The sequence below is a fragment of the Vreelandella sedimenti genome, from assembly GCF_013416325.1.
GTDB classification, from domain to species: Bacteria; Pseudomonadota; Gammaproteobacteria; order Pseudomonadales; family Halomonadaceae; genus Vreelandella; species Vreelandella sedimenti.
In genome coordinates this window covers 217785-231480 of the sequence record NZ_JACCGK010000007.1, presented here as the reverse complement: position 1 = coordinate 231480, position 13696 = coordinate 217785, and the positions used below count along the sequence as shown (strand labels likewise).

The 13696-nt window shown below is 55.4% G+C and carries 14 protein-coding genes; 3 read left to right on the top strand and 11 right to left on the bottom strand.

The window, feature by feature from the left end:
- Window positions 1-5: 5 nt before the first annotated feature.
- The 8 genes from HZU72_RS10030 to HZU72_RS09995 all read right to left on the bottom strand — a co-directional run bounded on the left by HZU72_RS10030 (window position 6) and on the right by HZU72_RS09995 (window position 8782).
- The gene (locus tag HZU72_RS10030) at window positions 6-830 is read right to left on the bottom strand and encodes an ABC transporter permease (protein WP_180091662.1); all 825 of its coding nucleotides are present in this window, start codon (window positions 828-830) and stop codon (window positions 6-8) included.
- On the bottom strand, window positions 827-1759 hold the full coding sequence (locus HZU72_RS10025) for an ABC transporter ATP-binding protein (protein ID WP_180091661.1): 933 nt from the start codon (window positions 1757-1759) through the stop codon (window positions 827-829). The genes HZU72_RS10030 and HZU72_RS10025 overlap by 4 nt, the downstream gene beginning before the upstream one ends.
- Complete coding sequence (locus HZU72_RS10020) at window positions 1756-3054, bottom strand: nitrous oxide reductase family maturation protein NosD (RefSeq protein ID WP_180091660.1); 1299 nt, start codon at window positions 3052-3054, stop codon at window positions 1756-1758. The genes HZU72_RS10025 and HZU72_RS10020 overlap by 4 nt, the downstream gene beginning before the upstream one ends.
- A 46-nt stretch (window positions 3055-3100) precedes the next feature.
- Entirely contained in the window at window positions 3101-4978 is a 1878-nt protein-coding gene (gene nosZ / locus HZU72_RS10015; RefSeq protein WP_180091659.1) for a TAT-dependent nitrous-oxide reductase, read from the bottom strand.
- A gap of 17 nt (window positions 4979-4995) precedes the next feature.
- Window positions 4996-7143 carry a transcriptional regulator NosR gene (nosR, locus tag HZU72_RS10010; protein ID WP_180091658.1) on the bottom strand — a complete coding sequence of 716 codons (2148 nt, stop codon included), beginning with the start codon at window positions 7141-7143 and terminating at the stop codon, window positions 4996-4998.
- A gap of 26 nt (window positions 7144-7169) precedes the next feature.
- The gene (locus HZU72_RS10005; RefSeq protein WP_180091657.1) at window positions 7170-7472 is read right to left on the bottom strand and encodes a c-type cytochrome; all 303 of its coding nucleotides are present in this window, start codon (window positions 7470-7472) and stop codon (window positions 7170-7172) included.
- A 323-nt stretch (window positions 7473-7795) separates the two neighbouring features.
- Window positions 7796-8146, bottom strand: coding sequence for a DUF488 domain-containing protein (locus tag HZU72_RS10000; protein WP_180091656.1), 351 nt, complete (start codon window positions 8144-8146; stop codon window positions 7796-7798).
- A gap of 69 nt (window positions 8147-8215) precedes the next feature.
- Window positions 8216-8782 (bottom strand): YIP1 family protein, encoded by a 567-nt coding sequence (locus HZU72_RS09995; protein WP_180091655.1) that lies wholly within the window; start codon window positions 8780-8782, stop codon window positions 8216-8218.
- A 129-nt stretch (window positions 8783-8911) separates the two neighbouring features.
- Between HZU72_RS09995 and HZU72_RS09990 the strand changes: the two genes are divergently transcribed.
- Window positions 8912-10075 (top strand): cytochrome P450, encoded by a 1164-nt coding sequence (locus HZU72_RS09990; RefSeq protein WP_180091654.1) that lies wholly within the window; start codon window positions 8912-8914, stop codon window positions 10073-10075.
- A gap of 39 nt (window positions 10076-10114) precedes the next feature.
- Here HZU72_RS09990 and HZU72_RS09985 read toward each other — a convergent pair whose 3' ends face one another.
- The 3 genes from HZU72_RS09985 to HZU72_RS09975 form a co-directional block, all read right to left on the bottom strand.
- A complete protein-coding gene (locus HZU72_RS09985) occupies window positions 10115-11263 on the bottom strand; it encodes an NnrS family protein (protein ID WP_180091653.1) in 1149 nt (382 codons plus the stop codon).
- A gap of 112 nt (window positions 11264-11375) precedes the next feature.
- Entirely contained in the window at window positions 11376-11702 is a 327-nt protein-coding gene (locus tag HZU72_RS09980; RefSeq protein WP_180091652.1) for a hypothetical protein, read from the bottom strand.
- Window positions 11703-11733: 31 nt separating this feature from the next.
- Window positions 11734-11946 carry a PLP-dependent transferase gene (locus HZU72_RS09975; RefSeq protein WP_180091651.1) on the bottom strand — a complete coding sequence of 71 codons (213 nt, stop codon included), beginning with the start codon at window positions 11944-11946 and terminating at the stop codon, window positions 11734-11736.
- A gap of 328 nt (window positions 11947-12274) precedes the next feature.
- On the opposite strand from HZU72_RS09975, the gene HZU72_RS09970 reads away from it, so the two are divergent.
- Complete coding sequence (locus tag HZU72_RS09970; protein WP_286902780.1) at window positions 12275-12979, top strand: succinate dehydrogenase iron-sulfur subunit; 705 nt, start codon at window positions 12275-12277, stop codon at window positions 12977-12979.
- 226 nt (window positions 12980-13205) lie between these two features.
- Window positions 13206-13658: a c-type cytochrome gene (locus tag HZU72_RS09965; protein WP_180091649.1), complete on the top strand. Its 453-nt coding sequence runs from the start codon at window positions 13206-13208 to the stop codon at window positions 13656-13658.
- Window positions 13659-13696 lie beyond the last annotated feature (38 nt).

Sequence of the window (13696 nt, the reverse complement as noted above, 5' to 3'; positions counted from 1 at the left end):
AGATGTTAAGCGGTATGACGGTGGAAGCGACGCACGGCCAATAGCAGGGGCACCACGACCCAAACCAGCATTGCCAAGGGCGGCCAGGCAGAATGGAACGCGCCTTGCTGCGCGATAGCCGCGATACCGCTTTCTAGCTGTGTGCTGTCGAACCCCGACAGGTTGATCAAGCGAAAACTGTCGGTGGGATTGAGCAGCATCAGGTAGGGGAGCCAGTCGCCCCCCTGTTTGACGCCAACCAGTAGGGCCAGCAGTACTAGATCGAATACCAGCACGAACAGAAACCACACTCCCAGTGCCAGCCCGGCGGCCCGTGCCTTTTCGGTGACTGTTACGCTGATCAGGTAGGCAAAGGCCAAAAACACCCAGCCCAAGAGCACACTGCTGGCGATCAACCGTGCTAAGCCGACGGTTAGTTGGATAAGCGGTACGCCTTCAGCGCCCAACGCAATAACAATACCCGCGATACCAAAGCCGAGTAGCGTGGCGACAGCCAGAATCATCCCATGGCCGAAGAACTTACCAAACAGCAACGCCGAACGACTTATAGGGTAGGTGAGTAGCAGTAGTAGCGTGCCGGCCTCCTGCTCACCGACAACGGCGTCGTAGGCTAGCATCAGCGCGATTAAGGGGATCAGAAAAACGGCCAGAGTTGATAAACTGACCAAGGTGGTGGCCAGTGAAGTAAAACCAAGACCGCCGCTCGCAGCGGCACCAAAGTAGGCAATACCCATTGCCAGAACGGCAAGGATCACGGTGATCGCCAGTACCCAGCGATTGCGCAGGCCATCCTGGAACTCTTTGGCGGCGACGATGAACATGGCCTTCATGCGCTGGCTCCTGGCGTCAGTGAGGCGGGGCGAGTAGAAAAATGCGTGTAGAGATGCTCAAGGGTGGGTGGTGATAACTCGATGTCGTCGATATTCGGCATGGTGGTTAATTGACGTAGTACCTGCATTTTATTTTCCGCGGGCACGTTGACCTCCACACAGCGCTCATTGATTGGGATAGGCTCAAGGGACATGGCTTTCCAGAGCTGAGACTGCATGGTCAGCAATGTGCCGTGGATACGAAATGTGAGCGGTAGCTTTGCTTCTTCGCGCAGTTGTTCAAGGCTGCCCAGGGCCAGGCGTCGCCCTTTGCCTAGAATCAAAGCGCGGTCGATATAGGGTTCGATGCCGGGCAGTACATGGGAAGAGAGCAGCACGGTACAACCGTTGTCGCGTAGGGCTTTTACCGCTTGATAAAAATCGCGGGTGGCAGCGGGGTCAAGGCCGGTGGTGGGTTCATCAAGCAACAATAGCCGGGGAGACCCTAGTAAAGCCTGGGCTAGGCCAAGTCGCTGTCGCATGCCCTTGGAGTAGGTTTTAACGCGACGGTCGGCGGCTTCGACAAGGCCCACACGCTCAAGCAGAACCGTTACCTGATGGCGGTCAGCGCGCTTTAAACGAGCGAAATAGGTGAGCACTTCACGCCCGGTGAGCTGTTCGTAGAAGGTGACGTTTTCAGGAAGATATCCCAACTGACGCCGCAGGCGTTCGGCATGTGGCCCATCTGGAGCGCCACCGAGGACGTCAACATGGCCCGAGCTGGGCGCAATTAAGCCCAGTATAAGTTTCATGATGGTCGTCTTGCCCGCGCCGTTATGTCCCAGCAAGGCGAGCATCTCGCCTTCTTTGATGGTGAGATCAATTTCAGCTAGTCGCACCAGCGGCCCGTGACGCTTGGTAACACGCTGTAGTTCTATTACTGGGTTCATGGAGCATTTCCTTCTCGGCCGGGCTCGCTCATCAAGGGAGCGCTGTCTCTGACCCCCGGTGGACGAAACACCGGAAACTGACGTTGCACCCAGCGCAGTGCCAATACCGCAGGGCTTTGCATCAACAGGCGCGCGGTGGGGTGGCGCCAGAGAAGATGATCCATGGCGTCATTGGGCTCATGGGCGGTGTCGCCGATACCGCTATCGTCAAGATCCCAGCCCAGGTAGTCGCTCCAGTAATTGCCCGACCAATCCTGCTCACGGGTAGCGACATACATGACTTGCTGCTTATTGGCGATGAAGGCGTTGCCCGCCATTAGGTTATCCTCTGAACCGGCGGTGAGATGGATGCCGATGTCGCTGGCTGCGAAACGATTATTCTCGATACGATTGAACTGCGAGTTGTAAACGAACAGTGCCTTGCCGTCGCCGCCAGCTAGACGCCCCTCGCCATCTGCTCCCAGGGGCTGGGTGACGCCTTCGACACGGTTGCCGCTCAATAGGGAGTCGGTGATGTTGTTCATCAAAATGCCGTAGTTGTCGTCTGCTTCCGAACGGTTATCAACGACTTCCAGGCGTTTGGATTGCATCAGGGCGTAGCCGGTTCGGGTTCGCTGGGTCAGGTTGCCTTCAAGACGATTGTCAAAGGAGTACATGTAGTGCACGCCATAGCGCAGGTCATGCAGGGTGTTGTCGCGCAGCACGTTGTGGCGGCTGCTGTCGAGATAGATGCCGTCGCGAGTCTGCGCGACATCGTTGGATTCAATAATCGAGTGACTAACGTTATAGAGGTGAATGCCGTTGCCGCGATCCTGGGAACGCAGTCGGGTATCGCCACGAATGGTATTGCCTATCACACTGACGTCATTGACAGCATCGAGCCAGATGCCGAAGCCAGGCCCGCTTAGCTGGTTATTTCGTATGGTACTACCGTGAGCGCTGGGCTCGACAAAAATAGCGGCCTCCAGTGCTGTCAGGTTGTCCCCCCAGTCTTCAATGCGGACACCTTCAAATATAATGTCGGGAGCTGCCAGCACCACCGCATGGCCGTGGCCTCCTGCATCGAGTATGGCTTGCAACTCGCCTCGGATATGCAGCGTGCGGTCAATAACCACACGCCCAGGGTAGCGTCCTGCAGGCAGCAGCAATTGATCGCCGTCGGTAGCCCGTTCGATCAACGGCTGTAACGGCTCACCAGGCGTGGCGAACCAGTTGGCGGCATAAACCCCGCTAGGCAGCCAAAAAAGCCATAGCAGTGCCAGCAGGCAACCTAAATGGCCAGGGTGTCGTTTCATAGTGTTCTCCCGCAGCGGGCCGAAGGAATCGGCCCGCATTGTGGCGTCAGACGGGTTCGACTAGCATGCGACCAGTCATTTCCATATGCATTGCGTGGCAGAACCAGTTGCAGTAGTACCAGTGCACCCCGGCTTTGTCGGCGGTGAAGGTGACACTAGCGGTCTGCTGGGGGCTGATCTCCATCTGCACACCGTGGTTAACCATACAGAAGCCGTGGGTCAGATCCTCGACCTGGTCAAGGTTGGTGATGACCACGGTCACCTCATCGCCCTGTTTGACCTTGAATTCGGTCAGGCCAAATTGCGGTGCGATGGAGGTCATGTACACGCGTACTTTATTACCATCGCGGATTACCTTGCTTTCGCCCTCCAGGTTGACGCCGTCTGCCTCGGCCATGGCCACGGTCTCGGCGAAGAAGGGGTCGTCTCGTGTCCATACTCGGCTTGGGTTGATCTGGTCGGCGCGTACCAGAATACAGTCGTGGGGCTCGGCATAAGTGGGGCCGTCATGCACCAGTTTCATTTCCTCACCGGAGATGTCGATCAACTGATCGTTTTCGGGATGCAGAGGGCCTACCGGCAGGAAACGGTCTTTGGAAAACTTCGACAGCACCACCAGCCACTTGCCGTCGGCATCGCGGGATTCGGTGAGACTGGCGTGGTTATGCCCAGGCTGGTAGTGGACATCGAGCTTCTGACGCAGGTAGTTGACGTCTTCGCCATTGTAGTGGCGAATGGCATCCTCAATATTCCACTTGGCTACCTGGCTATCGATGAACAGCGTGGTATAGGCGTTGCCCCGGCCATCATAGGTAGTGTGAAGCGGGCCCAAGCCCAGTTCCGGTTCACCCACGATGGTATCGCGCGGTTCGATACTGTCGTCGAACAGCTCAGGTAACTTGTCGATGGCGATGATTGAGCAAGTGGGGGATAGCTTGCCGTTGGCGATGAAATATTTGCCATCCGGTGAGGTATTCACGCCGTGGGGGTTCTTGGGGATAGGGATGTAACGTGTCAGTTGCGAGCCCTTGCGCCCATCCAGTACCGGGACGCTTGATTCACCCAGTGTCTTGTAGTTCCCGGCCGCCACTGCGGCTTCAATCGCTTCAACGTCGAATACCACGACCCAGTCGCGCTCGTTGCGCATGGTCTCGGTCAGGGTCATGCCTTTTTCTGAGTTGTAGCAGGTAGAGGCGACGAAACGACCAGTGTAGTCGGCATCGGTGTTATCGAGGTTGCCATCGACGATCACCTGCCAAGCCACGTCCATGCTTTCGGCATCGATAGCGTTGAACATAGTGAAGTAGTTGTCAGGGTTCTCCAGGTCGCGGCCGTCATTGATCTGGGGGATCGGCAGTTCGGCATTGGCGAAGACGTACTTGGTGTAAGGCACCTTCTGCAGGCGCAAACCGTGAATCGCCTGGACGTTGGGGATGGTGGTGACCTTGTCCGTCTTCATGATATCGAGACGAATGCGCGCAACGCGGGTGTTAGCCTTGTCGTTGATAAATAGGTACTTGCCGTCGTAGCTGCCGTCGGTCATTGAAATATGGGGGTGGTGGCAGTCGCCGTTAAGAAAACGGCTCGATTCGCCGAGTATTCGCTTCGACTCGTTGCTGATTCCCCAGCCGGTGGCGCTATCCACATTGAATACCGGAATGCGCATCAGTTCGCGCATTGAAGGGACACCGAGTACCCGAACCTCGCCCGAGTGGCCACCGCTCCAGAAGCCGTAGTAATCGTCGAGTTCGCCCGGTGCAACTTCAACACCGTTGCCGCCAGCCGCCTGTACCTGTCGGCTATTGAGCAGTGCGCCTGCGCCGAAACCACCGGCCAGGCCCGCTCCGGCAACGCCGGTGACGGCGGTATTGCGCAAGAAGTGGCGACGGCCGATATTTTGAATGTGGTCTTTTTTATCGCTCATGCTTGATTCCCCTGAGATCAGTCTTGCTGTTGAAGAGGGATGCGTTGCCATGCGGCCTGTTTGCCGCTGGCGTCGGTATCCCGTTGGGTCTCAACGCTATTACCGCGCGAGGACATATTGGCCGCCTTTTCATAGCGCTTGCGGCGCTTGACCATGGGCGGGCAACGCTGGTCGTCGTGGTAGGTCACTTGGCAGTCGAGACAGTAGTGGCACTCATTGGCATTGATGCGGCCGTCCGGGTGTATAGCGGCCACTTCGCATTCATTGGCACAGATTTGGCACGGGGTACCGCAGCTACCGCGGTGGCGCTTGAGCCAGTCGAACAGGCGTAAACGCGAAGGAATAGCCAACCCGGCACCCAACGGACATAGATAGCGGCAGTAGAATTTGTGGTTGAAGGCAGAAATCGCCACCAGTCCCAGAGCATAAATAACGAAGGCCCAGTCACGTTGGAAACGCAGGGTGATTGCGGTCTTGAACGGCTCCACTTCGGCATAGCGTTCCGCGGTGCCAAGCGAATGTAGCGAGACTGCGAACAAGGCCAGCAGAATGATGTATTTAATCGCCCATAGGCGCTCATGGAGCCCAAAGGGCACCTCAATCTGCTTAACGTTTAGTTTGCGAGCGACTTGGTTGACCAGGTCTTGTAAAGCGCCGAATGGGCATAGCCAGCCGCAGAAAACTCCACGGCCCCACAGCAGCAGGCTCACCGCCACGAACGACCAGAGAATAAATAGCATTGGGTCGATCAAAAATGAGGACCAGCTAAAACCGCTTATCAGCGAGTTGGTGAAGGTAAGGATATTGACGACTGATAGCTGGGCCAGCGAGTACCAGCCGATAAATACTAAGGTGTATATCTTGAAACCCAGACGCAGTGGGTTCAGTACACGCGGGTGGCGCGCCAGCATATCCTGGAACAGCATGATGCCAGTGAGCACCAATAATCCGGCGGATAGCACAGCGATCTGGAAAGCCTTGTCGCGCCATACTTGTACCCAGATAGGCTCTTCCACCGGTGGCTCAGGCCGCTCTATAAAGGCCTCGGGAACACTGTACTCGGCGCTAAAGCGGCTGAACTCGGTATCCAAGGGGCCAGAGGCGCGGCGAACCAGTAATTCTAGCTGCCAGGGTTGTCCGGGGTCGAAGCCCGCCTCTTCGCGGACGATGAAGATGTCTCGCTCGGCAAGTGAGGGCGCTCCTTCGAGAGCCAGGTCACCCAGGCGGATGTGATCGCGATCATGAAAGCTGACCCGAGTGCTGCCCTGTGAAAGCTCGATGCGATCGAAGATGCCGCCGCGTACATACCCTGAACCCTTGAATGAGTAGTCACCACGCCCCATGACGGCAATGGCGTGCTCGCCATCCTTCAGCTCGACCATTAGTTGGTCATAGCCAGTATCGCCGAGCAGGTTGCGGCCAGCGGTTGGTGGGTTGAGGTAGGTGTAAAACAGCTCGATAAAGATTTTATCGGCGGGCTGTGGCGAGCGCAGGTAATCTTCGGCGGGCGTACCTACAAAGCTCTCATCGACCTCGCCATGGGTCAGTTGCAAACGGCGAATGGTGCCGTCGCCGGTCAGTTCATCCCAGTTGGCAGGGGCGAAAACGTCTTCTCGAACGCGTGCCGGTGGTGTCTGGAAGGGGTCGGCAATGAGCTGCTGTTCAGCGGCCACTTGCCTGGCGCTGCGCATGATGGTGTCGCTGACGACAATGACGGTCACGGTGGCGCCAGAGATAGCGTCAAGATTGTCGCCGACCCTGAGCCTGTCATTGACGTGGGCCGATTCGTGCTCATCGGCGAAGCTATTTAGCTTCGACTCGGGAATGCCCACCAGCATGATCGGCTCTGAATGACTGAGGACGTCGGCCTGTACAATTTGCCCATCCAGATCAATCCCCACCAGTACATTGACCGGTTTGCCCGAGTAGGCGGGGATCGGAGCGACATCCACACTCTCAAAAGCGTAGCCGAGCAATTCATCGTCGCTGGCGAGTACACGGCTTACCGACCATTGTGAATCCGCGGTTTCAAGACGCTCTACCGTGGGAAACCCCTCGCGTACCTGCTCCAGTTCTATAGCTTGGGCGGGCAGTGTTATCGCTAGGAATAACAGTAAGCTAATCCAGATGCCGGTTAGACGGCGCGGGCAAGCCACAGGAGACATCGTAGTTTCCTTTCGGGTCAAGAGCGTTATAGAACCGGTTCTAGCAAGTGGTCGACGGCAGCTTTCACTTCGTCATCGCTCAAGCCCAATTGGCCTCCTTTCGGCGGCATTGCCTGAAAACCGTTAATCGCGTGGTCGTACAGGGTGTCCATGTCTTTTTCTAAGCGTGGCTCCCAGTTTTCGGCATTGCCGCGAATGGGAGCACCTGCGGCGCCCGTCATGTGGCAAGCCATGCAGGCTTGGTTATAGGTGGCTTCGCCATCTGCATGAGCGGTAACCGAAATAGAAGCAACAACGCCTAGCAACAGTATGGACACGAGGGTTTTCATTGAAGTATTCCTTATGCATCTTTTTAGTTGAAATTCCCAATTCGGCAACGTGGCAAGGTGGTTTATAGAGGTATACGAGTTGCTGGGTACTGATTTCTCAGTACGAGAAAAGGTATGAAGTTCACTTTAAAGAAATAAGGGGGGACTAATGTTGATCTGGATCATTTTTAGTCTCGCGTACCCCTGCAGAGCATTAGCTTACCCCTTAGTGGGTAGGCGATGACGTCAGTAGTTATTGTGATTTCAACTCGAAATTCAGACGCTTGGCTGTGCACCACGGTGCTAGGGGCGTGGTGATGTAGAAATGTTTTTTACAGCGCGGATTATTTCAACATGTTCAAGTACTGGCGCAGGACTTCGGCATTGTTACGGCGCTCTTCCTTAGAGGCAAATACCAGAGTAACTCGCTCTTTTCTGGCACGTTGTGCAAGATCACGAAGAGACTCGCGATAAGAGGTTAACTCTTTGAGATAGTGACGGCGAAAGCCACTCCAGTCGAGAGAGCCATTATGAAATGCTTTGCGAAGTTCGCTGCTTGGGGCGACCTCCTTGCGCCATTCATCGATTTTGACTTCCTCCTTGGACACCCCGCGCGGCCAGATACCGTCGACGAGGACACGATAACCATCTTTGCTCTGAGGTGAGTCATAGGCACGCTTTAATTCAATATTCATCGCTATCTCGCAAGTCAATGAGTTTCCTTTTAAGCCTAGCTAGTGAGTCGGTCCCACTCTACTTGAATCCTAGTAAGCCCAGACAATAGCCATCAGCAAGCCCCATGCCAGCACCCCGGCGGCCATAACAGTGTAAGTAGCGGACATCGTTGTTACGTCATTCGCTGAGCGTTTACACAGAGCCTGCAGCCCGTGGTAGACCAAGCTGCAAGAGATGCCCAGTGCCACCAGTACTACCAGCGCATTGAACAACAGGCTAGGGATCAGCAGAGCGATCGCTGCTGACCAAAGTGGCAAAGGTGCTAGGGCTGCCAACAGAAAAGCGTCATGGTAGCTAATTGAGAGATCATGATCGCTATTGACCACCGCGTGAATTAGCCACCCCATTACAAAGAAGGTGAGCAGCTCGGCCAGGAACAGAATGGTAGTGATGAAACGCCACTGTCGGTCAGCGAAGCCCAGAGCGAAGATATCCCCGTAGTGTGTACCCGCGTAATAGAGCATCACGGGAGGTAACAACGACATGGGCAGCACGACGCACCAAGCCAGAGTGGCGATTGAAGGATGGCGTTGCTGAAGGTCTTTCCATCCCGCTAAATGGGTAAAGGGCAGTTGAATAATGGTTAGAGGGTTCATTGTCTAGCCTCGCAGTCAGTTGTGATCGTTGTGGGCTTAAAATATCATGTCGTGATATTATATTTTAAGGATTAGGACTCTTGCGGGGTTCTGTCAAGAGATAGCCAGCTTTTATCTTGAGGAGATATCATGAGCCATACGAATCAGCAGGATTGGGACCCCCGCGCGGAGAGCGTTTTGGATGATCAAATCGCTGCTTATGACGAAATGCGCGATCGTTGTCCGGTGGCTTTCAGCGATTACCTGCAGTGGTCGCTCTTCCGTCACGAAGACGTGATGCGAGTACTCAATGACCACGATACCTTCAGCAACGCGGCAAGCCGTCACCTGTCGGTGCCTAATGCCATGGATCCTCCCGAGCATACCCACTTCCGCCAACTCATAGAGCCCTATTTCGGTGCTGATGCCATGCGCGAATTCGCCCCCGAGTGCCGGGCCATCGCCGAGGCAGTCGTGGGTCGGCTACCTTCCGACGGTGAGGTGGAGGCGATGTCTGAAATGGGCCAAGACTTCGCTCTGGAGATTCAGTGTGCCTTCATGGGATGGCCCACGCGCCTGCATGAGCCGCTGCGCGACTGGGTGAAGCGCCAGCAGGCTGCCACGCTGGCTGGCGACCGAGAAGCGTTAGGCGGACTGGCGCTGGAATTTGACGGCGTAATTCGCGAGCAATTAGCAAGCCGTCGAGCCATGGAGGGTGCAGCTCCGGACGACGTGACCGTCAGGATCATGCGAGAGACGGTAGAAGGGCGCCCGCTTAGTGACGAGGAGATTGTCAGCATCCTGCGTAACTGGACGGTAGGTGAGCTTGGCACTATCTCGGCAAGCATCGGTATTTTGATGAACTACCTGGCCCTCAACCCCGAACTACAGGCACGTTTACGTGTGGAGCCATCATTATTAACAGCAGCAATTGATGAAATCCTGCGTCTCGACGCACCGTTGATGTCGAACCGACGTATTACCACCTGCCCAGTGGAAGTTGGTGGGCGGCACTTAGCGGCTGGTGAACGTCTGACGATTTTATGGGGTTCGGCTAACCGCGACGAGGCAGTGTTTGGCAATCCCGACGAGGTGAAGCTGGATTGTGACCCCAAGGACAACCTGCTTTACGGTGCTGGCATCCATGTCTGCCCCGGCGCTCCGCTGGCGCGAATGGAGCTTCAATTTTTCATGGAGGCGCTGTTGGAAGCGACCGTTGAGCTGGCACCCATACCAGGGCGTCCTGCGATACGTGCCCTCTATCCCGCAGGTGGTTATTCAGAGGTGCCGTTAAAAGTACGCGTCAGTAAGTAGGCTAGCAGGACAAGCTGAATGCCCCTTTGGTGTGCGGGATCATTTCGCTGAAGGGTGCGGTGCCGGGAGTCGATGGATCCAGTACCACAGCCGACTGGCCACTAGCAGCCAAGCAAGGCTCCAGGCCAGCGCTGCGGCCCATAGCATATCTAGCCAGGCAGCGCCGGTTTCCAACGCAAGCGGGCGCAGGATGGTTGCCGTGGCGAACAGCACCGCCAGAAGCAGCAAGGCCCATTCGCACTCCGGTTGTGCCTTGGCACGCAGAATCGCCTGGCGCAGCATCACTGTACTGGCTAGCGTACCCAGGGCGCCGATGGTAAAAGCATGTAGCGGTGCATTATCATGGGTCGGCAGCCACCAAGCGCGCGCCATCAGCAGTAAACCCGCGCCTAGCCAGGCATAGCCAGCCATCAATGCTAGTAAATCGGGCCGCTCGCGGCATAGGGTCGGCTTCCAGTGGTAGATCCGAAGCAGTACCAGTGCCCCAGCAGGGAGTACCAGCATGGCTGCGAAAGGCTGAAGCCGAGGCCACAGCGTCAGCAAGGGCGTGGTTCCCAGTAGCAGGATTAACGCTGCTTCGAGGCGCGGTTGTACACCGGCTCCCGCCAAGCGATGGCGCCGAATCAGGTAGCCATTCACCGCGGGGGCGATGATGCGACCGCCCATGAAGGTCATCAGCAGCACCAACCCCAGCACGCTCAGGTGCATCAGCGGCGCCGTAATGAGCATGTCGCCCAGGTAGCGCCATGTGAGAGTGACTATGCCGAGCAGGCATATTAGGCCCAGCAGTGGCGCAATGATGCGATTGCGCCATTTCTTGGCGGCCATAAAACGCGGTACCAACAAACAGGCGACCCATACGGCAAACAGCCCGTCGGCCAGTGTAGCGACATGCATTAACGGCGCTGCCATTACTCCTAAACGGCCCACCACCCATAAAGTGACTAACCCTGCAAGCTGTCGACGCGGCAGCGGGCCCAGCAGGTAACCCGCGATCAACGATAGTGCGAAACCGAAGACCAATTCACGGGCGTGCCCCATCGAAGAAGCGAGCTGCGGGAGTAGGTCAAATTGATGGTAAAGCGCCAGCAGTGAGAGCGGCACCATAAGGGCTGCGTGCACGGCTGCTAGCGGGAAAAACCAGTGCCAAGCCGGTAAGCGCTGTCCTGAGCTAGGTCGCGGTTTCATTTTATCTTTAAACATGCTTATAAATTACTGTTTAATTGCCTTGTTGCCAATTGGGAGAGGCGCCTGTGCCTACACAATTACCATGCCTAAGCTGGAACCTGCTGCTCAATACTCACGCTACCCCAACTGAGATAATCCGGCTCGGAGCGGGCATATCAGCCTGAATAAGCCTTATGGATACCTCAGGCGTACGTTCGCCATCGACAATGCCAACACGCACTAGGAAATCACCGAAACCCTCGGCTGCCTTGCGCTCGGCAACGTAGCGCTCAAGCATTGGATCGAGGGTATCAAGAATAGTGGTAGTGTCGATGTTCTCTCGGAAGAGGCGGTTAATGCGCTGACCGCGCTCATCACCACCCAGGTAGAGGTTATACTTGCCGATGGCTGTGCCGGTCAGGCCGATCTCGGCCATGCCGGATGAAAATGCCCAGGTCACTTCGGCGTTTTCCAGTGCGGCCAGCGTTTTTTTACAGTGCGTAGAGGGGGGGGTGGCCGTACCGGGAGTAAAGAGGCGCGCGTCGATGCCCTTCGGTCACCTCAAGCAGGGCGGCGGTACCCGGATAGGTGAAAGTGGTGGTTTCGTAGATCGGTATGTGGGAGCTACCGAAGGCATCTTTCTGCTGCTGGCTGTGGATGGCCAGGGTGGCGGCACCGAGGTCTGGCGATCGCAGATGCGACATAGTGGAGCTCCCAATGATTGTATTTTCAGTTTAGTCAGCTTTATTTTAATTAATTTAAGCGATCTTAATAGAGTGCTCGGGCGTGCTCGAGAAAACCTGGTTAACTTTCCGTCCACCTTAACACCTTGGTAAGGCGCGATACGTTGTCTTGACAGGGTTCAATCTTTGGCTAATCTTTAAAATGTATATTAAATATATTTTAAAATAGAAAATAATTCTAAGCGTGCAAAGCCCCTGCCATGGCTTCTGCTAACAACTCTTGGTGTGAGTGGGGCGCGACTAGGCGTGACAATACGCATTAAGGGTTATGTTAAGGACAGCTTCGATGATCAAGGTGCAGCTTTTCCGGTACCATCCTGAGTTTGATGAAAAGCCTCGTATGGAAAGGTGGGAGGTGGATGAGCGTTTTCGCAAGTCCATGGTGCTCGACGTACTCGAGCACCTCAAGCAACAGGATGCCTGTCTAACCTACCGTCGTTCTTGCCGGGAGGGGGTGTGCGGCTCCGACGGGATGAACATCAACGGCAAAAATGGTCTAGCTTGCATCACGCCTGTCGCAGAAGTATTGGGAAGGTCGGAGACCTTGACGCTTAGACCACTGCCAGGCATGCCGGTAATTCGTGATCTGGTGGTGGATCAGGCTCTCTTCTTTCGACAGTTTGAGAAGATTCGTCCCTGGCTGATCAACGACGATCCTCCCACAACAATTGAGCGACGTCAAAGCCCTGAGGATCGTGAGAAACTAGACGGCCTCTACGAATGTATTCTATGCGCCTGTTGTAGCTCCGCTTGCCCTTCCTGGTGGTGGAATCCAGATAAGTACATCGGCCCGGCGGGTCTGATCCAAGCCTACCGCTTTCTCATTGACAGTCGCGATACCGCCACCGAAGAGCGTCTAGCTGATCTGGAGAACCCCTTCAGCGTGTTTCGCTGCCGCCAGATTGCCAACTGCACTTGGGTCTGTCCTAAGGGGCTCAATCCCATGCGCGCGATTGGCCATATCAAAGCAATGCTGTTGTCGCATGGTAGCTAAACATACGATATCCAAGAGGAAGCTTGAGGCGACAGAACAACCTTTTGGCAAGTTCTAAGATGAATTCATCCTTTTTATAAGCGGCTTGTCAAAAATTGATCTGTGGCAAGGTTGCTGGGGATATTCTTCTGCTAATATAAAGTTGTAAATCAAATGAATCTTAAAAAAGAGACGCCCTTGGCTGCTCAGCTTAGGGCCAATTGAGACTAGCAAGGGAGTATGGCTTATGGCTGATGGACTGACTAAATCAGCGGCCCGCAATATTTTCTACGGTGGTTCGCTGTTCTTCTTCCTGCTCTTTGCCGCGCTAACGGCTCATAGCCATTGGTATATGGTCAATGTCTCCACGGACAGCGAAGGTCTCACCGATTCCGTGAAGCATGGCAAAGAAGTGTGGGAAAAGAACATGTGTATCAACTGCCATAGCATTATGGGGGAGGGTGCTTACTTTGCTCCTGAATTGGGGAATGTCTGGGAACGCTATGGAGGTCACGACAACCCTGAAGCCGCCCGGTCAGGAATTACCGGCTGGATCCGTGCCCAGCCATTGGGAATCGAAGGTCGTCGCCAAATGCCAGCGTATGACTTTAGCGAAGAAGATATGAACTCGCTAATCGACTTTCTCGAATGGACCGATGGCATCGACGACCAGGACTGGCCCCCACATCCCGCTGGCTAAAGCAAACAGCCGAAGGATGAATAAAGGAGAACCGCACA